The organism is Ensifer sp. EB106-03-01-XG145 (assembly GCF_058792075.1).
Window position 1 is genome coordinate 21,499 of sequence record NZ_JBYTEC010000030.1, and the last position, 20,226, is coordinate 41,724.

At 64.3% G+C, this 20,226-nt stretch carries 18 protein-coding genes and 2 pseudogenes; 16 read left to right on the forward strand and 4 right to left on the reverse strand.

Annotation, left to right across the window (positions count from 1 at the left end):
• Positions 1-215 precede the first annotated feature (215 nt).
• Entirely contained in the window at positions 216-956 is a 741-nt protein-coding gene (locus AC3WWH_RS31775; protein ID WP_058323120.1) for a response regulator transcription factor, read from the forward strand.
• Positions 953-3,046, forward strand: a complete 2,094-nt coding sequence (locus AC3WWH_RS31780) for a two-component system sensor histidine kinase NtrB (protein WP_492377479.1) — start codon at positions 953-955, stop codon at positions 3,044-3,046. Before AC3WWH_RS31775 ends, AC3WWH_RS31780 begins: the two co-directional genes overlap by 4 nt.
• Before the next feature lie 85 nt (positions 3,047-3,131).
• Here the strand turns inward: AC3WWH_RS31780 and AC3WWH_RS31785 are convergent.
• Positions 3,132-3,863, reverse strand: a pseudogene (locus AC3WWH_RS31785) (phosphatase PAP2 family protein); the annotation flags it as partial.
• A gap of 315 nt (positions 3,864-4,178) precedes the next feature.
• Here AC3WWH_RS31785 and AC3WWH_RS31790 point away from each other — a divergent pair.
• From AC3WWH_RS31790 to AC3WWH_RS31805, 4 genes are all read left to right on the forward strand, one after another.
• On the forward strand, positions 4,179-4,874 hold the full coding sequence (locus AC3WWH_RS31790) for a response regulator (RefSeq protein WP_058323118.1): 696 nt from the start codon (positions 4,179-4,181) through the stop codon (positions 4,872-4,874).
• Positions 4,871-6,043 (forward strand): ATP-binding protein, encoded by a 1,173-nt coding sequence (locus AC3WWH_RS31795; protein ID WP_492377480.1) that lies wholly within the window; start codon positions 4,871-4,873, stop codon positions 6,041-6,043. The genes AC3WWH_RS31790 and AC3WWH_RS31795 overlap by 4 nt, the downstream gene beginning before the upstream one ends.
• 190 nt (positions 6,044-6,233) lie before the next feature.
• Positions 6,234-7,232, forward strand: coding sequence for a DUF535 family protein (locus AC3WWH_RS31800; protein ID WP_492377481.1), 999 nt, complete (start codon positions 6,234-6,236; stop codon positions 7,230-7,232).
• 99 nt (positions 7,233-7,331) lie between these two features.
• Positions 7,332-7,748 (forward strand): GFA family protein, encoded by a 417-nt coding sequence (locus tag AC3WWH_RS31805; protein ID WP_058323116.1) that lies wholly within the window; start codon positions 7,332-7,334, stop codon positions 7,746-7,748.
• 31 nt (positions 7,749-7,779) lie between these two features.
• Here the strand turns inward: AC3WWH_RS31805 and AC3WWH_RS31810 are convergent, their stop codons facing one another.
• Both AC3WWH_RS31810 and AC3WWH_RS31815 read right to left on the reverse strand, forming a co-directional pair.
• Positions 7,780-8,403 carry a LysE family translocator gene (locus tag AC3WWH_RS31810; protein ID WP_058323115.1) on the reverse strand — a complete coding sequence of 208 codons (624 nt, stop codon included), beginning with the start codon at positions 8,401-8,403 and terminating at the stop codon, positions 7,780-7,782.
• Between the two features lie 99 nt (positions 8,404-8,502).
• A complete protein-coding gene (locus tag AC3WWH_RS31815) occupies positions 8,503-8,955 on the reverse strand; it encodes an Lrp/AsnC family transcriptional regulator (RefSeq protein ID WP_058323114.1) in 453 nt (150 codons plus the stop codon).
• A gap of 331 nt (positions 8,956-9,286) precedes the next feature.
• Between AC3WWH_RS31815 and AC3WWH_RS31820 the strand changes: the two genes are divergently transcribed.
• The 10 genes and pseudogenes from AC3WWH_RS31820 to AC3WWH_RS31865 all read left to right on the forward strand — a co-directional run bounded on the left by AC3WWH_RS31820 (position 9,287) and on the right by AC3WWH_RS31865 (position 18,508).
• Entirely contained in the window at positions 9,287-9,844 is a 558-nt protein-coding gene (locus tag AC3WWH_RS31820; protein WP_058323165.1) for a gluconokinase, read from the forward strand.
• A 198-nt stretch (positions 9,845-10,042) separates the two neighbouring features.
• A pseudogene (locus AC3WWH_RS31825) lies at positions 10,043-10,378 on the forward strand (tetratricopeptide repeat protein); the annotation flags it as partial.
• A gap of 313 nt (positions 10,379-10,691) precedes the next feature.
• Positions 10,692-11,855 (forward strand): isovaleryl-CoA dehydrogenase, encoded by a 1,164-nt coding sequence (locus tag AC3WWH_RS31830; protein ID WP_058320701.1) that lies wholly within the window; start codon positions 10,692-10,694, stop codon positions 11,853-11,855.
• Positions 11,856-11,901: 46 nt separating this feature from the next.
• Entirely contained in the window at positions 11,902-13,509 is a 1,608-nt protein-coding gene (locus AC3WWH_RS31835; protein WP_492377482.1) for a carboxyl transferase domain-containing protein, read from the forward strand.
• A 10-nt stretch (positions 13,510-13,519) separates the two neighbouring features.
• Positions 13,520-13,903, forward strand: a complete 384-nt coding sequence (locus AC3WWH_RS31840; protein ID WP_058320699.1) for a RidA family protein — start codon at positions 13,520-13,522, stop codon at positions 13,901-13,903.
• 15 nt (positions 13,904-13,918) lie between these two features.
• Complete coding sequence (locus AC3WWH_RS31845) at positions 13,919-15,907, forward strand: acetyl/propionyl/methylcrotonyl-CoA carboxylase subunit alpha (RefSeq protein ID WP_058320698.1); 1,989 nt, start codon at positions 13,919-13,921, stop codon at positions 15,905-15,907.
• Complete coding sequence (locus AC3WWH_RS31850; RefSeq protein ID WP_058320697.1) at positions 15,904-16,773, forward strand: hydroxymethylglutaryl-CoA lyase; 870 nt, start codon at positions 15,904-15,906, stop codon at positions 16,771-16,773. The genes AC3WWH_RS31845 and AC3WWH_RS31850 overlap by 4 nt, the downstream gene beginning before the upstream one ends.
• A complete protein-coding gene (locus AC3WWH_RS31855; protein WP_058320696.1) occupies positions 16,770-17,555 on the forward strand; it encodes a crotonase/enoyl-CoA hydratase family protein in 786 nt (261 codons plus the stop codon). Before AC3WWH_RS31850 ends, AC3WWH_RS31855 begins: the two co-directional genes overlap by 4 nt.
• 72 nt (positions 17,556-17,627) lie before the next feature.
• On the forward strand, positions 17,628-17,999 hold the full coding sequence (locus AC3WWH_RS31860) for an antitoxin Xre/MbcA/ParS toxin-binding domain-containing protein (protein ID WP_058320702.1): 372 nt from the start codon (positions 17,628-17,630) through the stop codon (positions 17,997-17,999).
• Positions 17,999-18,508 carry an RES family NAD+ phosphorylase gene (locus AC3WWH_RS31865; protein ID WP_058320695.1) on the forward strand — a complete coding sequence of 170 codons (510 nt, stop codon included), beginning with the start codon at positions 17,999-18,001 and terminating at the stop codon, positions 18,506-18,508. The genes AC3WWH_RS31860 and AC3WWH_RS31865 overlap by 1 nt, the downstream gene beginning before the upstream one ends.
• 64 nt (positions 18,509-18,572) lie before the next feature.
• Here AC3WWH_RS31865 and AC3WWH_RS31870 read toward each other — a convergent pair whose 3' ends face one another.
• Positions 18,573-19,937: an FAD-binding oxidoreductase gene (locus tag AC3WWH_RS31870; RefSeq protein ID WP_058320694.1), complete on the reverse strand. Its 1,365-nt coding sequence runs from the start codon at positions 19,935-19,937 to the stop codon at positions 18,573-18,575.
• Between the last annotated feature and the right edge of the window lie 289 nt (positions 19,938-20,226).

Here is a 20,226-nt window from a genome sequence, read left to right on the forward strand (position 1 = left end):
TGTCCTCCCATTTGGAACGCTGCCGTCCCAATCTCCGCAGTCAGGATGTCGATATTCCCCGCCTGCCGCAATCGGAGAATGGTTACCGTTCTTACAGCCTTGGGCGCTCTCCGCCGGTTCAAAGTTACAAAGATTACAAATATGACAAATCACATAATGCGAGCCGCTTTGAACATTGGGACGGCCCCGCCTATGATGGGGGCGGGAGGACGTGCATGCTGAGTGACAGGATACGGATTCTGATCGTCGAGGACGATCCGGACATGGCGGAGCTTATTTCCGATCTGGTGGAGGCAGAAGGTTGGCTGCCCCTGACCGCGCCGTCGGCGGAAGCAGCAGCCAATGTCCTGGCGCGCGAGACGGTGCATCTCGTGCTTGTCGACCACAATTTGCCGGGCACTTCGGGCCGCACCTTTGCGCAAAGGCTGCGGGCCCGCACCAATATCGGCATCGTCATGGTGACGGCGGCAGGCAGTGCTGCGGACCGGGTGCTGGGTTTGGAGACGGCGGCGGATGACTACGTCGTCAAGCCGTTCGAGCCGATCGAGTTGACGGCGCGCATCAAGGCCGTTCTTCGTCGCACTAATCCCTCGTTCAAGCCGGAGCGGGAAAGCGAACGCGAGACCGAGCCGGCATCGATGAAGCTCGGCGACTGGTCGATCGATCTCAGGAGCCGCCGGGCGATTTGCCTGACCGATCCGTCGAGGTCGCTGACGAGTGCCGAGTTCGCGCTTCTCGAAATCCTCGCAGAGACGCCGAACATGCCGGTCGGCCGTGCGCAGATCCTCGACCGCCTCGGCGCCGAAAGCGACCGCTACATTGACCGCAACGTCGATGTGCTCGTGCTCCGGCTCCGGCGCAAGATCGAGCGCAATCCCGACCTGCCGCGCCATATCAAGACGAGACGCGGCAAGGGCTACGTGCTCGATACCGACGACGGCGAGCCGAAGTCGTGATCGTTCGCCCTTTTCTCTCGTCGATTGCCTTCCGGCTCCCGTTCGCTATCGCCTTCATCTGCGTGCTGGTCTTCGGCCTTGCGACGGTCGCAGTTTTTGGTCTGCAACGGGCGCGTGACGAGATGGCGGCCTACGGGCTGCAGGCGTTCACCAGCCTTGCCAAGGCCTCGCTCGTGTCGCGCCAGGTTTCCGATCTTGTGTCGAGCGCGCCGTTTCTGATGAACGCCACTTCGCCCTACCGGGTTTCGAGCGAAAGCCACTCGGTGGTCGCGCAGGTCGATGCGCTGTTGCGCGCCATGGCGCCGCAGAACGGCGATGCGGCGGTCAAAGGTTTTGCCAGCGGGCATATCGTCGAGCTTCTGGAGACCATCCGCACGCAGACGATGACGCTCGCCGGCGACGCGGAATCGGCGCAGCAGCACAAGGCCGAAGCGGCAGCCGCACTTGGCGAGATCGCGACCGGCAGCGGCATGGCCGATGCCGATTTCCGCCGCCGCCTCAATGGGATCGTGCAATCGGCATCCAACTCCGACAGTCTGTTCCAGCTCGGCGAATTGCGCCGCCGCTACATTGCCGAAACGGTGCCGCGCCTTGAGCATGCGGCACCCGATATCCGGGTCTCCGCCAACGAACTCGCGCCCTATGAACGGGTCTTCGAAGCGCAGACCCAATACCTCCTGGAGATGTTCGCCATTCGCGCGGCCGTCGCGCGATTGCACACCGTGTCGCGCGACCTCTCGCATGCGACGGAAACACAGAGCGAGGCCGTCGCCCGCGGCCTCAATGATGATCTCGTTTCGACCTCCAATGCTCTGAGCCGCCTGCTCGTCATCGTCGCCGTCGCGGCACTGCTCGTGCTTGTCATGGCGATCTTCTCCATTCGCTCGGTCATGCGCGTGTCGCGAGGCATCGTTTCGCTATCCAATGGGATGAACGCACTTGCGGAGGGGCGCCGGGACGTCGATGCGCCGACATACAAGGGGACGGAAACGGAGCTCGTCCGGCTGCTCGAAGCCTTCAGTGCCTTTCGCGAAAGCGTCGAGCGTGTTTCGCGGCTCCGACGTACGGCCGAGGCCGCCGCACGCACCATCCGCTCAACCTTTCGCAACATGAACGAAGGCATCGCGCTCTTCGATCCCAGCGGCAGACCGATCACGATGAACCGCCGCGTCATGGAGCTTGTCGGCTGGCCGGGCTCGGCAAGGAAGCTGCCGCTGCGCAATTTCGTGAGCCCGATGCCCGAGATCGACCCGGCTCTGCTGCCCGCCGATCGCGACGCGGGCACACTCGGCGACCGACTTGTCCTGCGGCATCGCTCCGACGCGGGCCGCGTGACAGAGGTCTCACTGTCGCGGCAGCCGGATCGCGGCATCGTGCTGCTGGCCAGGGACGTGACCGACATGGACCGGCAGGAGGCCGAAGCGGCAAAGGCGCAGCGGCTGGACGGCATCATGCGCATGACGCATCAGGTGAGCCACGAAGTCGGCAACATGATCGGCATCATCACCGGCAGCCTGGGGTTGCTGGAACGGGACACCGGTTTCAACGATCGGCAGAAGCGTCACATCGCCCGCATTCGCAAGGCCGCCGATCGCGGGCGCTCGCTTGCGAGCAGCATGCTGTCCGTCGGCAGCCAGCACCCGATCCAGCCGGGCGCGCTGGAGGTCGGCGCTGTGTTGCGTGGGATGGCGGACGTGTTGGAAATCGCCGTCGGCGAAAAATGCCGTCTCGCCTTCGAAATTGCCGAAGGCCTGCCCAACGTGCATCTCGATGCCGCCCTCTTCGAGCAGGCGATCCTCAATCTCTGCCTCAATGCCGTTGCCGCGATGCCTGAGGGCGGGACGATCCTGATCCGTGCTGCGGGAGTGGAGACCGATGTCGTTGTGTCGGTCACCGATAATGGGATCGGCATGTCTCCAGAGGCCGTGGACAAGGCGTTCGAGCCCTATTTCACCACGCGTGACGAGGAAGGTGGCGCCGGTCTCGGCCTCGCCGTTGTCTATGGCTTCGTCCGGCAAAGCGGGGGCGACGCCCGTATCCTGTCCCAGCCCGGGAGGGGAACGACCGTTGAGCTGATCTTTCCGAGCTGACATTGACATCGAGCGTCGGCGGCCTTCGGATTTTGCCTCCGAGCCATTGGACGGCGGCATCGATGCGTTCGCCATTGTCGGCGAAGACCGCCCAGAGCCACGTCATCAGCCACAGCATCAACAGCCAGGCGAGCACGACGTCGGAGAGGAAGTGAGCACCAAACACGATCCGGTTGAGCGAGAAGGCGAGGATCAGCGGGATGAGCGCGATGACCACCAGGCGTCGCCACGGAAGGGGCAGAAGCAGCGCGAGCGCTATGAGGGCAATCGCCGTTGCGGACTCGCCTGACGCGAAGGAACAGCTGCGCGAACAGGCGCTTGAGACCTGCCAGGCGGGCGTGAACGGCAGGGTGCCACCGAAATCCGTGATGTCGTAGGGGCGGGCGCGGCCGATCAGCCGCTTCAGGGCCTGGATGAGCAGCCCGGGGCCAATGGCGTAGAAGGTGAGAAAGAACAGTGCCTTGTGCGGCCGCAGCAATCGGCGGCGCGGTGCAATCGCCTGCATGGTCAACAGCGCCAGGACGCAGGGCAGAATGAAGAAGGGCAGGACGCGATTGAAGTCGCGAAGTGCCCTGAGTACGGGCTCCCGGGAAAGCGGGAAATCACCTGCCGCGGATGCGGCCCAGCGCGAAACGACGAGGTCGATGCCGGGAAAGGCCATGAAGACGAAGGCGGCACAAATGGTCAGCGCGCCGGCAACGGCGATGGGCTGATCTTCAACGCGGGCACGGGCTTGCCCAGCCCATTGACGCGGGCTCGCGCGCAACCATCGGATGCTGTTTGAAGATGTTACTGTGGAGGGAAAGAAGCTGGGCATGCCGGTCGCTCGTAGGTTGTCGGTGTGTGCGGGCCGGACATTTGCTTTGCTCTGTCAAGGCTAGGTGGAGGATCAGGGAGAGCTTGACGCGCAGAGCAGGGTGATTGTTGGCTACAGCTTTTGGTTGTCGCTGGCGGCGCCACCTATCAGTGTGCCGGACGCCTCGGTGCCGATTGTCAAGAAACAGCGGAGATTTGTCGGGGGCTCTATCCGGAAGGTCAGGTAAAGGGCGGCAGTGCTGCCCGGACGAATTGCAACTCGAATCTATTCAGCCCATAAGCTGCTGATCACAACATCGGGCCAGGGAGTTGCTTTATGGTCGACAAGGGTCTCATCCTTTTGGCGGAGGACGAGCCGGAGATCGCGCAGATCCTCGACGCCTATCTGGTGCGCGATGGTTTCAGGACGGTGCGTGCCGCCGATGGCGAGACGGCGTTGACGCATCATGCGGTGCTGTCGCCCGACCTGGTATTGCTTGACGTGCGTATGCCGAAGCTCGATGGCTTCGAAGTCCTCGCCCGCCTTCGACGTGAAGGCAACACGCCGGTCATCATGGTCACGGCTCTGGCCGAGGATCTCGACCGGCTGACCGGCCTGAGACTTGGGGCCGACGACTATGTGGTCAAGCCGTTCAATCCGCAGGAGGTGGTGGCACGCGTCAACGCGGTGCTCCGGCGCACCCGAAATGGTGCCGGCGCGACGGTGCTTCGCTTCGAGAATGTGGAAGTCGATCTCGATGCCCATGTCGCCTTCGTCGAGAAGAGCGGCCACCGCCACTCGGTGCCGCTGACGCTCAGCGAGTTCCGCATCCTGGCCCATATGATCCGCCGCCCGACGCATGCCTTCGACCGCGCCGACATCCTCGACGCCTGCCTGCCGGACAGCGATGCGCTGGCCCGCACGGTTGATACCCATATCGCCAATCTCAGGCGCAAGCTTGAAGATCTCGGCGCCAGCGGCCTCTTCAGCGCAGTTCGCGGTGTCGGCTATCGTTTCGTGGAGCCAAGATGAAGATCAGCCTCTCGCGCTTGCCGCTCGGCATTCTCACGGCCCTGGTGACGATCGTCCTGCTGATCATCAGCGTGTTCATCATCTATGCCGGCGTCGACTACATGGAGCCGCGGCTGGAGGCGCGGCTCTTGGAGCGGATGCCGCCGGAAGCGGCTCAGGCCTATACCGATTTCAATTCCGGCAAGCTGCCGAGCCAGGAATCGCTGCAGAAACTGCTTTCGACCATGCCCGAACTCGAGGAGTGGGCAAACTGGGAGGTGGACAAGATCATCCTCGGCTTCGGGGCGACCGCGGTGACCTTTTGCGGTCTCGCCGGCTACTGGCTGGCGCGCAAGATCAGCCGGCCGCTCGAGGTGCTCGCCCAGGCGACGCAAAACCTCAGGGCGGGCGATTTCGCCGTGCGCGTCGGATCGATCCGCAAGGGTGCAAAGGAGGTGGCAACGCTCGTGAAGACCTTCGACGAACTGGCGGCCGAGCTTGAAAACATGGAGAGCCGGCTGCGTTTCAACACGATGGCGGTGGCCCACGAGCTGCGCACGCCGCTGACGATCCTTCAGGGCAACCTTCAGGGCATGGCCGACGGCGTCTTTCCTCTCGAACAGGAGAGGATCCAGCAACTCTTGCTTCAGGTGGAGGGGCTTTCCGCCCTGGTCGAGGACTTGCGCACCCTTTCGCTCGCCGCCGGCCAGAAACTGGTGACGCAATGTCAATCGGTCGATCTCGCCGCCGAGGCGACCCAGGTTCTCGGCGCGTCCTGCACCTTGCTCGGCTCCGCCGGCATGTCGGTCGAAACGGCGCTGGAACCGGTCCGGGTCTCGGGAGATTCGCAACGCCTGCGCCAGGCTCTGCTGGCACTGATCGAAAACGCCACCCGCTACGCGGCAAGCGGCGGTGTGCTGCGGTGCGAGACGGGCCGACGCGGCGCCGACGAGGCCTTCATCCGGTTACTGGATCGCGGTCCCGGCCTGCCGGACGATGTCTCGACCCATTCGATCGATCTTTTCTGGCGCGGCGATGCCTCGCGGTCGCGGGCAACGGGAGGCACCGGCCTCGGTCTCTCCGTGGTGCAGGCGATCGCCAAGGCGCATGGCGGGCGGCTGGAATTCGCGTCCCGCGCCGGCGGTGGCGCCGTGATCACGATCGTCCTGCCGCGCCCCATCCCAGCCTAAGGCCCGGCGCCGGCAGTGCCGCTTCCTGGCGCCGAGCGCGGAGGGCGTCAGCTCCTCCGGACGTGGCGCCCGGCCCGCAGGTACCGCGCTCAATTGCCGACCACTTCTCCGCAAATCCTTGACAGTCTACGGGCAAACCGAGGCTGGCCGAATAATCCGGCCGGCAGAGTTTGCTCTCAAGGATTGCACCATGTCCCTGGAAATCAGGCAGGAATACAGCGCCGATCTGCGGTTGCCCGCTCAAGACAACACGACTTTTGGCGGTGAGCCGCTATCGTCTTCCGGACGCTCGGTTTCTGGGCCGGTCGTCAGGGATCGGTCGCAAGCCAAGGTATCGATCCTGGGTCACGTCCTGACGCTCGGCCTCCGGGTGAGCCTGAAACGTGCCGTCGTCTTTTCGATGCGATTTGTGCGCCACCCCTTGCTTACGGCGCGCTGGATCGCCTTTCTCGGCGAGTTCGGCGAACGCTATCGCCTGGGGCTGCCGCACGACGATCTCGTGCGCAAATCGATCCCGACCTTCTTCCTGAACGGTGCATCCTCGTCAGAGCGGCTCGACTTGATGCTCAATCATTTCGACGTTGCAAGCGAAGTCCTCTCGCGCCGCTCGCTGATGGCGCTCTGGCGCGGTGGCACGCTGGAGATGGGAACGGTCTCCGGTCGCAGCGAAAACTATCGCATTCAGCTGCAATTGGCGGATCATTGCGGTGCCCGCCACGAAGGCGCCTTTGCAATCCGGCTTCGTCGTCAGAGTGACGAATACACGCTTTGCACAGTCGGTTTCGTCTTCGTCCGCTGTAACGACGATACATACAGCCTTGCGATGGGCGGCATGCAGGGGCCGAAGGGCGAAGACGCGAAACGAGCGCTGATAACGGCAACACGCGATCTTGGCGGTCTGCGCCCCAAGGATGCGGCACTGCTCGTCCTCCAGGGGCTGGTGGCGGAAGGCCACACGGCCTCAATCCATGCGGTTTCGAACGAAAGGCATGTGATCAATCGCCGTCGCCTCAAGCGACGGAAGATGATGATGGCTGATCTCGATGCCTATTGGTGCGATCGTGGTGGGGTGCCGTCCGAGCCCTTCGGTTTCCGTCTTCCCGTTGCCGACGGCAAAGCTGCGCCCGAGGGCAACCGACGCGACCAGAGTAAGCGGGCGTTTCGCGACATCGGCGCCTGGTTCTATTGAACCGGGCGCATTTCGCCCCCGCCCCTCGGCTTTCTTTGGCGGCCTATGCAACGAACGGTAGGCGCATTTCGAATCATGTATGCTGCTGGAGATTGGCCTATGGCGACCGTTGCCGCTGGGAAGAAGAAACCGCTTTTCACCGGAGGCTGCCTCTGCGGAGCAATCCGCTTCGAGGCCAAAGGGGCGTCCGGCAAGCCGCACACATGTTCGTGCAAGATGTGCCAGCGCCATTCGGGCGCGCTGACGGTGGCGTGGGTCGAATTCGACAAGGACGTGATTGCGTGGACCGGTCCGGGCGGCGCCCCTTCGGTCTACCGCTCGTCCGACTATTCCAGCCGCGCCTTCTGCCCGGCCTGCGGCAGCAGTATTGGGGCGATCGACGATGCACCGGTCGTTGCCTTGCTGCTCGGCATCTTCGACAAGACGAATTCCGCCGACTTGATCCCGACCGGCCACAGCTACCGCTCCGCACGGCCCAAGTGGTGGCACGTGGAGGCCGTGAAGCCCGCGACTTGATGAGAAACGCGGCCAGGCTGCGCCAACTGTTCTAGACCAACCCCTTGGCGGCGGCGGCGATGGCGATGATGCCGAAGGCGATCAGGACCAGGCCGGAAAGGCGCGACACCCAGGCGACGAAGCTGTCCGGCAGCCGTGTCCGGGCGATCGCCACCCCGCCGCTTAGGAAAAACCACCAACCGAGCGAGCCCAGGAAGACGCCCACGACGACGATGGCGGCGCTCAGCGCATCGCCTGCTTCGGCAAGGCCGAGGCCGGCAAAGATCGCAGCGAAGGAGAGGATTGTCGCCGGGCTGGTCATCGTCAGGAAAAAGGTGGCGATGGTCGTGCGGACGAGATCGCGTCCGCCGACGTCGGCCGCGGCCGTCACCGGTTTCGGCCGCAATCCGCTCCAGCCGAGCCAGATCATGAACAGTCCGCCGGCGAGGCCGAGCGGCGTTGCGATCATGGAAAGCACCGCCGCAAAGGCGGCAAAACCGATCGCGGCAAGGGCTGCATAGGTGGCATCGGCGGCGGCTGTTCCCAGCCCACCGGCGACGCCCGCCCAGAAGCCGCGCTCCAGCGTACGGTTGATGCAGAGCGCTCCGATGGGGCCGAGTGGGGCCGCGACCGCGAGACCGACCAGGAGGCTTTTTCCAAACAGCAACGTAGACATGGGCATAGGGCTCCGGCCGCACCATGCTCAATCCATCCAGATCAAGGATGGAACATGTGCGGCAGTTCAAAAATGTTTCAGCAGTCTTTACGCGTCCGTTCAGGCGCGCGGCGCGGTCGTTGCCAGGCTTTCCCGCACGGTCGACAGCGCGATCACCGTTTCGCTTCGCGCCAGGAACCGGCGTCGCTTCAGTTCGGCAAGGAACGGCTCAAGGTCGCCGAGCGACGGCATCCGGACCTTGACGCAATAGGACCAGGCGCCGGTGACGTGGTGGCATTCGGCCACGGCCGGATGATCGGCCATGAAAGCGCGGAACGCCGCCTCGTCCGCATCGGGCGCCAGGCCGACCCAGACGAAGGCAAGCACGTCGAGGCCAAGCGCGCGATGGTCGACTTCAAGCGTGAAGTTTCGGATCACGCCATTGGCGACGAGCCGACGAATGCGCTCGTTGACGGCGGAGGGCGAAAGCTCCACCGCGGCGCCGATGTCGGTCAGCGACCGCCTTGCGTCTTCAGCGAGAATTTCGATGATTTTTCTGTCTACTGTATCCACTGCCAATTAATACGTGGAATTTTGTAAGTTGTACAGAGGATTTTTTGTAAAATGATGTGCTTGACCGAGGAAACGCTGGCCGGGTGATTTACTCGATGTCCTTTAGTGACCGCCCATTCTGCCGGATGACGAGATGGAGCGGGTGATCGCCCAGATGCGCAGCATGAGCTACGGCCTGGCGCCCGATGACGAGGGCGTCAACGACGTTGCCCGTCCAGGCGCTGCGGTTTGCGGCGCCGCCCGAGACTTGCACGAACTGCCTTGTTCGTCCGTTGTCGCAAAGGTATCAGGAAGGTTCAGTGCGACGGATGCAAGGAGCGAGGTGCAGCCCATGTCGAACGACCATACGTCAAAGCCTGGCGTCCGCCTGACATTTCCCGGTTCAATCCTGGTGATGGGTGTGTCTGGTACCGGCAAGACCTCGGTCGGTGAGGCCATCGCCGTCGCCTGCGGTTACCGTTTCGTCGAGGGCGATGCGCTGCATCCCGAGGAAAACATCCGCAAGATGTCGGCGGGCATTCCGCTCAGCGATGCAGACCGCTGGCCGTGGCTGGAGGAGATCGGCCGGCAGCTGGCATCGGGTGATGCGCCTATCGTCGTCTCCTGCTCGGCGCTGAAGCGCAGCTATCGCAATCTTCTGCGCGAAGGTGCCGGTAAGCCCGTCGCTTTCGTCTACCTGCACGGCGATCGCGACGTCCTTGTCGGGCGGATGCAGCGCCGGACGGGACATTTCATGCCCGCCTCGTTGCTCGACACGCAGCTCGCGACGCTGGAAGACCCTGTCGGCGAGCCTTTGACCGTGACTGTCGACATCGCTCCGCCGCCGCGGGACGTGATCCATGCTGCGCTCGCTGAGCTTGCCCGACTGGACGCCGCGGACGGCCGCTAGCGCCCGAAGTAGCTCCGGTCAGTTCCGGCAGCCACCATCGGATTTCCTGGAGCGGCTCAACGTGGCCGAGGCGCGTGCCCGATTGGTGAACGCCTCCCAACTCAAACAATATGAGACCGTGATCTCGGTCGCCGCCAGTTCGTCGAGCCTTCTCAGCTGCTCGGAGGTGGATGTGCTCTGGCATGTCGCCCAGGCCTTGGCCGAGACCTCAAGGCCGCGGTTTCCGCGACCAAGTCGCGACAGAGCCAGGGGCGGGTTGAAGAGTTGCAGACGGCCATTCTGGCCGATCGCGCAATCGCGGCCTTCGACGCGGAGCGTTACGGCGAGGCGATCCCGTTTCTCGACCAGCTCGGGCAGATTTCGAGCCGGCGCCAGGACCTCATGGTGCTGCGCAGCTATGCATATATGAATCTCAAGCGCTATGACGAGGCGCGGCGCATCTTCGAGGCACTTGCGGCCACGGGCAATCGCGATGCCATGCAGGGCCTGGCGGCCATTGGCGATACCCAGGAAATCTGGCCGAACAAGAACTGACCCGCCGCCATCTCTAAACCAACCGCAGGATTCTCAGTCGGTTTCCGAGCGGGCGATCCATGCCGGTAGCGGCAGCGCGAGCGCCCGGTGACCGCTTCACGCACAGGATGCAATCGGTGGGCGCCTCCGGATTTTCATATCGTGCTTGGCTTCGCCCCTCTTTGGAAGGAAATTAGCGGAACGCGGTGCTATCGTCCGGCCATGTCGCGGCGTTGATATCATTGCATTCGCCGCGATCCGCGTAGAGGATGGAGCGTTATCGTACGGCCGCTGTGGGAGGAGACCGCGCGGCAGGCACGATGGGAGGATAAACATGTTTCAGGGCGGATTGAGCTTCGCACTTGGCGAGGACATCGACGCATTGCGCGAGAGCGTGCGACGCTTCGCAATGGACCGCATCGCGCCATTGGCGGATGAAACCGATCGCAACAACGCATTTCCGATGCAGCTCTGGCGCGAGATGGGCGAACTCGGCCTGCTCGGCATCACCGCTGGCGAGGAGCATGGCGGTGCCGGCATGGGCTATCTCGCCCATTGTGTGGCGATGGAGGAGATCAGCCGCGCGTCGGCCTCGGTCGGCCTCAGCTACGGCGCCCACTCCAATCTTTGCGTCAACCAGATCAACCGCAACGGCAATGACGACCAGAAGGCGCGTTACCTGCCGAAGCTGATCTCCGGCGAATTTGTCGGCGCGCTTGCGATGTCGGAGCCCGGCGCCGGCTCGGACGTCGTCTCGATGACGCTGAGGGCCGACAAGCGCGGTGACCGCTATGTGCTCAACGGCAACAAGATGTGGATCACCAATGGCCCCGACGCCGACGTGTTCGTCGTCTATGCCAAGACCGATCCGGCGGCCGGTCCGCGCGGCATCACCGCATTCCTGGTCGAAAAAGGCTATGCCGGATTTTCCACCGGCCAGAAGCTCGACAAGCTCGGCATGCGCGGTTCCAACACCTGCGAGCTGATCTTTAAAGACTGCGAGGTTCCGGAGGAAAACGTGCTCGGCACCATCGGCGGCGGCGTCCGCGTACTGATGTCTGGGCTCGACTACGAGCGCGTCGTGCTTTCGGCCGGTCCCCTCGGCATCATGGCCGCTTGCCTTGATGTCGTCGTCCCCTATCTGCATGAGCGCAAGCAGTTCGGCCAGGCGATCGGCGAGTTCCAGCTGATGCAGGGCAAGCTCGCGGACATGTATGTGACGGCGAACGCGGCACGCGCCTATGTCTATGCGGTGGCGGCGGCGTGCGATCGCGGCGAGACGACGCGCAAGGATGCGGCGGGTTGCATACTCTACGCGGCCGAGAAGGCGACGGCGCTCGCGCTCGAGGCGATCCAGGCGCTTGGCGGCAACGGTTATACCAACGACTACCCGGCGGGTCGTCTGCTGCGCGATGCCAAGCTCTACGAGATCGGTGCCGGCACCAGCGAAATCCGCCGCATGCTGATCGGCCGGGAACTGTTCACCGAGACGAGCTAGAGCGGGATGAGACGAAAGCGGCCGAACTCGATCCAATGAGGACCTCATGACCGTTCTGAAATCTCACATCTCACCGTCCTCCGAAACGTTCAGGGCCAATCAGGCGGCCATGGCCGAGGCGATCGTGACGGTCGAGGAGGCCGTGAAGCTTGCGGCCGGCGGCGGCGGCGATGCCGCGCGCGAGCGCCATGTCAGCCGCGGCAAGCTTCTGCCGCGCGACCGGGTGGCCAATCTCATCGATCCCGCAACGCCGTTCCTCGAAGTCGGCATGACGGCCGCGCACGGCATGTACAATGGCGATGCGCCGGCGGCCGGACTGATCACGGGCATCGGCCGGGTGTCGGGCCGCGAATGCATGATCGTCTGCAACGATCCGACGGTCAAAGGCGGTACCTACTATCCGCTGACGGTGAAGAAGCACCTCAGGGCGCAGGAGATCGCCGCGGAAAACCATCTGCCGTGCATCTATCTCGTTGACTCCGGTGGCGCCAATCTGCCGAACCAGGACGAGGTTTTCCCGGACAGGGATCACTTCGGCCGGATCTTCTACAACCAGGCCAACATGTCGGCTGCCGGCATTCCGCAGATCGCTGTGGTGTTGGGATCGTGCACGGCCGGCGGCGCCTACGTGCCGGCGATGTCCGACGAAACGATCATCGTCGAGGGCCAGGGTACGATCTTTCTCGCCGGCCCGCCGCTCGTCAGGGCGGCGACCGGCGAGGTGGTCTCGGCGGAGGATCTCGGCGGCGCCGATGTGCATACCCGCCTTTCCGGCGTGGCCGATCACTTGGCGCGAGACGACGCCCACGCGCTGGCGCTGGCGCGTCGGGCTGTCGCCGCGCTCAACCGGCACAAGCCGCTGTCGGTCGAACTCGCGGCATCTGAACCGCCGCTCTACGATCCGCACGAAATTGCCGGCATCGTGCCTTCCGATCTGCGCACGCCCTACGATATCCGCGAGGTCATCGCCCGCGTCGTCGACGGCTCCCGTTTCGACGAGTTCAAGGCGCGCTACGGCACGACGCTCGTCTGCGGCTTCGCCCATGTCCATGGCATTCCGGTCGGCATCATCGCCAACAACGGCGTGCTGTTCTCGGAATCCGCACTGAAGGGCGCGCATTTCGTCGAGCTCTGCGCTCAGCGCAAGATCCCGCTCGTGTTCCTGCAGAACATCACCGGCTTCATGGTCGGGCGGAAGTACGAGACAGAAGGCATCGCCAAGCACGGCGCCAAGCTGGTGACGGCGGTGGCGACGGCGCGGGTCCCGAAGGTGACCATGCTCGTCGGCGGCTCCTTCGGCGCGGGCAATTACGGCATGTGCGGCCGCGCCTTTTCGCCGCGCTTCCTCTGGACCTGGCCGAACAGCCGTATCTCGGTGATGGGCGGCGAACAGGCGGCCGGCGTCTTGACGACCGTGCGCAGCGAGGCGCTGAAGCGGGCGGGCACGCCCTGGAGCGAAGAGGAGGAGGCGCGTTTCCGCCAGCCGATCCTCGATCTCTTCGAGCGCCAGAGCCATCCGCTCTATGCCTCGGCAAGACTTTGGGACGACGGTGTCGTCGATCCGCGCAAGACGCGCGATGTGCTGGGCCTGTCGCTTTCGGCAGCGCTCAACGCGCCGATCGAAGACACGCGCTTCGGCCTCTTCAGGATGTAGGGATGAACTGATGAAGCGCGAGAACATCAACGCCAAGAATGCACCTCAACCGCGCGGCGGCTATTCGCAGGCCGTGTGCCTTGAAGATTTCGAGCGCCTGCTCTTTGTCAGCGGCCAGGTGCCGCTGACGGCCGAAGACGCATTGCCGGAGGGTTTCGAGGCGCAGGCGCGCCAGGTCTGGGCGAACATTGACGCCCAGCTGACGGCGGCGGGTATGACGAAGTCCGATATCGTCAAGGTGACGGTCCTGCTTGCCGACCGCCAGTACACCATGGCCAACCGTGCTGCCCGCCAGGAATATCTGGGCGCGCTCGCACCCGCCATGACCGTGGCGATCGCCGGCATTTTCGATGCCGGCTGGTTGCTCGAAATCGATGTGATCGCTGCGCGATAGGGGCCGAGGATGCCGATGTTTTCCAAACTCCTGATTGCCAATCGCGGTGAGATCGCCTGCCGGGTGATGCGCACCGCCAAGCGTCTCGGCATTCGTACGGTCGCCGTCTATTCCGATGCCGATGTCGGTGCGCTGCACGTGGCGCTCGCCGACGAAGCGATCCGCATCGGCCCGCCGCCGGCACTCGAAAGCTATCTGTCGGCCGAGCGCATCATCGCTGCCGCACGCGCGGTCGGTGCGGATGCGATCCACCCGGGCTATGGTTTTCTCTCGGAGAATGCCGATTTCGCCGACGCCGTCGAGGCGGCCGGGATCACCTTCGTCGGGCCATCCGCGCGGGCGATCCGCGCCATGGGGCTGAAGGATGCCGCCAAGGCGCTGATGGAGCAGTCCGGTGTGCCGGTCGTCCCCGGTTATCACGGCGAGCGGCAGGATGCGGACTTTCTCGCGAACGAAGCCGTGAATGTCGGTTATCCGGTGCTGATCAAGGCACGCGCCGGCGGCGGCGGCAAGGGCATGCGGCGCGTCGACAGCGCCGCCGAGTTTCCAGCCGCGCTCGAGGCGGCGCGCCGCGAGGCGGAAGCCGCCTTCGGCGATGGCTCGGTGCTGATCGAGAAATACCTGACGAAACCCCGGCACATTGAAGTCCAGGTCTTCGGCGACCGGCACGGCAATATCCTGCACCTCTTCGAGCGCGACTGCTCGCTGCAGCGCCGCCACCAGAAAGTGATCGAGGAAGCGCCGGCTCCCGGCATGACCGCAGAAGTGCGGCGCGCCATGGGCGATGCTGCGGTTCGCGCAGCCCAGGCGATCGGCTATGTTGGCGCCGGCACAGTCGAGTTCATCGCTGACGTGACGGACGGGCTCTGGCCGGACCAGTTCTATTTCATGGAGATGAACACCCGTTTGCAGGTGGAGCATCCGGTGACGGAGGCGATCACCGGTATCGATCTCGTCGAGTGGCAGTTGCGCGCCGCCGCCGGCGAAGCGCTGCCCAAACGCCAGAGCGAGATCGGCATCGACGGCTGGGCGTTCGAAGCCCGCATCTACGCGGAGGACCCGTCACGCGGCTTTCTGCCGGCGACCGGGCGGCTGACGACGCTGAGCTTTCCGGAAGATGGCGTGCGTGTCGATGCCGGTGTGCGGCAGGGCGACCGGATCACGCCATTCTATGATCCGCTGATCGCCAAGCTGATCGTTCATGGCCCGAACCGATCGGCAGCGTTGGCAAAGCTAGAAAGCGCATTGAGGGCGTGCCGCATCGGCGGCACGGTTACCAATCTCGATTTTCTGGCGCGTCTTGCCGCCGAGCCGGATTTTCGCGCTGGGCATCCCGATACCGGCCTCATCGACCGTTCCATCGATCAGCTCACGGCAACGAAGGCGCCAAGCGACGCGGCGCTGGCACTGGCGGCGATCGTCTCCACCGGCGCCTTGCTGCCGGATGGATCTGCCGATCCATGGTCGTCACTCGGCCATTGGCAGATCTGGGGCGACGCCAGCAGGAACGTCACGATAGAGCACGCAGGCGGCCGGGCGATTGTGACGCTCGCCGCCCGCGGCCGCGACCAGTTTGCGGTCCACACCGGAACTGCGGCTCTGCCCGTGGTGATCCTCGACCGGTTCACCGATGGCGCCCGCGCCGAAATCTCCGGCGCGCAGCATGAGTTCCGCTTCCTGCGCGAAGGCGAGCAGATCACCCTGTTCCTCAACGGTGACACTTATGTCCTGCGCCTGCCCGACGCGCTTGGCAGCGGTCATTCGAGCGAAGTGGCCGACGACGAGGTGTCGGCGCCGATGCCCGGTATCGTCAAGCTCATCCGGGTCCGCCCCGGTGATACGGTGGAAAAGGGGCAGGCGCTTGCCGTCATGGAAGCAATGAAGATGGAGCTTACGCTGTCCGCCTCCCGTGCCGGCGTGGTCGAGAGCGTACTGGTCAGTGAAGGCGAGCAGGTGAGCGCCGGCGCCGTGCTGGTGATGCTCCAGGCGGAGAGCGCAGAATGAGCGGAGCGGTGCCTGAGCATGTGACGATCGTCGAAATGGCGCCACGTGACGGGCTGCAGAATGAAAGCCGTATCGTTGCGACTGCCGACAAGATCCACCTCGTCGATCTGCTATCCGACTGCGGCTATGAGCGGATCGAGGTGACGAGCTTCGTCAGCCCGAAATGGGTGCCGCAGATGGCCGACGCCGCCGAGGTGATGGCCGGCATTGTCAGGCGACCCGGTACGCGCTATGCCGTGCTGACGCCCAATATGCGCGGGCTTGAGGGAGCACTTGAAGTTGGCGCCGACGAGGTGGCGATCTTCGCCTCCGCTTCCGAAACCTTCTCGCAGAAGAACATCAATTGCTCGATCGCCGAAAGCATCGCGCGGTTTCGCCCGATTGCCGACGCCTGCCGTGAGCGCGGGCTTTTGCTGCGCGGCTATGTCAGTTGTGTGGTCGAATGCCCCTATGAGGGTGCGATCGCGCCGGCCAGTGCCGCGCATGTCGCCGGCTTGCTCGATGATCTCGGCTGCTACGAGATCAGTCTCGGCGACACGATCGGTCGCGGCACACCGGAGGCGGTCGATGCGATGCTGGCGCTGGTGCTGGAGCGCATTCGGTCCGAGCGGCTTGCCGGACATTTCCATGATACGTCCGGCCGCGCGCTCGACAATATCGCCGTGGCGCTCGACCGCGGTTTGCGGGTCTTCGATGCCTCGGCCGGCGGTCTCGGCGGATGTCCCTATGCGCCTGGAGCGGCCGGCAATGTCGACACACTCGCCGTCAACGCCTTCGTCACCGGCAAGGGGTTCTCGACTGGCCTCGACACGGCGAAGCTCGAACAGGCCGCCGCTTTCGCGCGGACCTTGAGGACAAGATCATGACCCTCGAAACGATCCGGATCGCGACCGACGCACGCGGCGTCGCGCGGCTGACGCTGGCACAACCGCAGAAGCACAACGCACTGTCGGCGAAGATGATCGGCGAATTGACCGAAGCCGCTCATTCGCTTTCGGACGATCGCTCGGTCCGGGCCGTCATACTGGAAGCCGAGGGCCGCAGCTTCTGCGCCGGCGGCGATCTCGGCTGGATGCGTGAGCAGTTCGATGCCGATCGGGCGACCCGCATCGCCGAAGCGACGCGGCTGGCGATGATGTTCAAGGCGCTGAACGAGATCGCCAAGCCGGTGATCGGCCGCCTGCACGGCAACGCCTTCGGCGGCGGCGTCGGCCTCATGAGCATCTGCGATGCGGCCGTCGCTTCGGCCGACGCCAAATTTGGTTTGACCGAAACGCGCCTCGGCTTGATCCCGGCCACCATCAGCCCCTATGTCGTCGCCCGCATCGGCGAGGGCAAGGCGCGGCCGCTGTTCATGTCCGCCCGCCTTTTCGGTGCGGAAGAGGCGCGGGCCCTGGGGCTCGCCACGGCCGTTGCTGCGGTCGATGCACTGGACGCAGCGGTCGAAACGGAGATCGAACCCTATCTGGCAGTGGCGCCCGAGGCGACCGGGCGGGCCAAACGGTTGGCCCGTTCGCTTGGACCATCGATCACCGGGGACACCATTGCCGCGACCATCGAGCAGCTTGCTGATTGCTGGGAATCCGACGAGGCCCGCGAAGGTGTCGGCGCTTTCTTTGACAAGCGCGAGCCATCCTGGCGGCAATAGGCCTTCCTTGAAATGGGCGCCTTTTGAGCTTATTTTGATTGCATGATGATCAAAAAGGGCTCGGATTCTGCCATGGCTGCTGTCAGTTTCAATGTTTCTGCCGCCCACTACGGCGAGAGCCACTCGTCCTTCCTCTCCGCAAGGCTGGTCGCCGATCGCCTCGGCGTGACGCTTGCGGAGCTCGCGAAGTTGATCGGGGTCGCGCGCAACACGCTGACGGCGAAGTCCAGCGCCCGCAAGGTCGATGCGGCGTTAAGCAACGTCGTGCGCATCCTCGCCATGGCCGGCGAGATGGCGGGGGACGACAGCCGCGCGGTGATCTGGTTCAAGCACCAGCCGATCCCCGGCTGGGCCGGCAAGACGGCCTATGACCTTGTCGGCCAAGGCAAGGCCGACAAGGTGCTCGCCTATCTCGAGGCCGTGCGTTCCGGTGTCTACGCCTGATGGCGGGAGGCGAGCCGGTGCGCCTGTGGCGCGCCTATGTCCCGCGCTGGGCACATGCGCCGCTCTCCGGTGAGGGTGCTGCGCGCTTCGGCGGGCGGTGGAATCCAGTTGGGACGCCGACGATCTATGCGGCCCGCGAACTCTCCACTGCCTGGGCGGAATATAATCAGGGATTCGTTCAACACCCGGCGCTGATCGCGCAGCTCGAGCTGCGCTATGCGCGGCTCGCCGATCTGACCGCGGCGGATGAACTGGCCGTGTTCGGTGTCACCGCGGATATCCACCGTTGCGAATGGCGCGACGCGCTTGATCGAGGTCACGTGCCGGAGACGCACCGCCTGCAGGCGGAGCTCAGCGCCCAAGGCTTCGCTGGCCTGATTTATCCTTCGTTCATGTCGCCCGGCGGCACCTGCGTCGCGCTCTGGCACTGGAACGAAGGTGAAGGCCCCGAGCTGAAGGTCATCGATCCCGAGGGGCGTCTGCCGAAGACACCGGCTTCCTGGCTCTGAAGCCGCCTCTCTGAAAGGCGCAACTCCGGACGGAAAACCGCTTCACACTTTTCCTGGAGTTGCTTCAGAGCACCTTGCCGGGATTGAGGATGCCGTTCGGATCGAGCGCGTGCTTGATCCGCCGCATGAATTCGAGCTCGGCGGGGCTGCGCGAATGGTCGAGAAAATCGCGCTTCAACGTGCCGATGCCGTGTTCGGCCGATATCGAACCTTTGTAACGTCGTACGATCTCATAGACGATGCCGTCGACAATGTGCGGCGTTTCCGCGTCACTGTCCGATTGCGAGAAGGCGATGTGCAGGTTGCTGTCGGCGACATGGCCGAAGAAGGAGACGTGGGCGGCCGGGAAACGCGCGGAAAGCGCCTTGCCGCATTCCGCGGCGAAGCGGCCGATATCGCCGATCGGCAGGCTGACATCGAGGTTGATCAGCGCGGGCAAGAGTTGGTCCATCGCGTGGCCCTCGCGGATGTTCCAGAACGAGCGGCTTTCCTTCTCCGATTGGGCAATCAGCGCGTCGCTGATGATGCCGGCTTCGAGCGCTTCGCCGAGAAAGGCTTCGAACGCACCGCGCTCGCTGTCGTCACCCAGGAGATCCTGTTCGACGATCACGGCGAAAGGCGGAATTTCATCAAAAAGCTTCTGCTTTTCGGCCTCGGCGTTGAAGCGGAAATAGTTCTGCCACATGGCCTCGAAGGCCGAGAGCCCCGGCAGGCGGCGCTGGCAATATGTGAGGAAGGCAACCACATTATCAAAGCTGTCGAGGGCACAGAGCGCCGTCAGCCGGCCGGCTGGCAGCGGCCGCAGACGGAGGACCGCGTGGGTGATCACGCCGAGCGTTCCCTCGGAGCCGATGAAATACTGCCGGAGATCGTAGCCGGTGTTGTTCTTGATCATCTTGTTGAGCGACGAGATGACAGTCCCATCGGCCAGCACGACTTCGAGGCCGAGCACGTTGTCGCGCGTCACGCCATAGCGCAGCACACGGATGCCGCCGGCATTGGTGGCGAGATTGCCGCCGATCTGGCAGGAGCCGCGGGCACCAAGATCGATCGGCAACAGGAAGCCGGCCTCTTCTGCAGCGCGCTGCGCCACCTCGAGCGGCGTGCCGGCGCGCACTGTCATGGTCCCGGCCTGCGGGTCGATCTCCTCGATACCGGTGAAACGTTCGAGCGAAATCACCACCGCGTCGCTGCCGGCATTGGCGCCGCCGGCAAGCCCGGTCAGGCCGCCCTGGACTACAACTGCCTGGCCGTTCTCGTTGCAGAGGCGGAGGACTGCGGCGATCTCTTCGCTGCTTGTTGGTCGGATAACGGCCTTCGGGAGTTCGCGGCCGGTCAGGCTGGCGTCGCTGCGGTGGCGTTCGCCAATCTCGGTTCCGGTCAGGACGATGTCGCCGAGGGCTTGTTTCAGGTCGTCGACGATCGTCATGCGCTTCTCCCGTTTCCGCGGCAATGGTTTGCCGCGGGCGTCCCTGCTTAGCGCATATCGAAGCAAACCGAAATCGGCCGACGAAGCTCAGGCGCGCTTCGTCGGCGGGTGGCCGGTGAGATCAGGTGCCCGTCCGGGCAAGCTCGAAGGCTTTCGTTTCGGCGCTCTCCTCGGCTTCTTGCTGCTCGGCCCTTGCCGGTGCGGTCGTTGCGGCCTGCTCTGTGTTGTCTCTGAAGAGTTTCCACTTTGTCGGCCGGAAGGCGATGCGGCTGTGGTCGCCGGCGGCGGC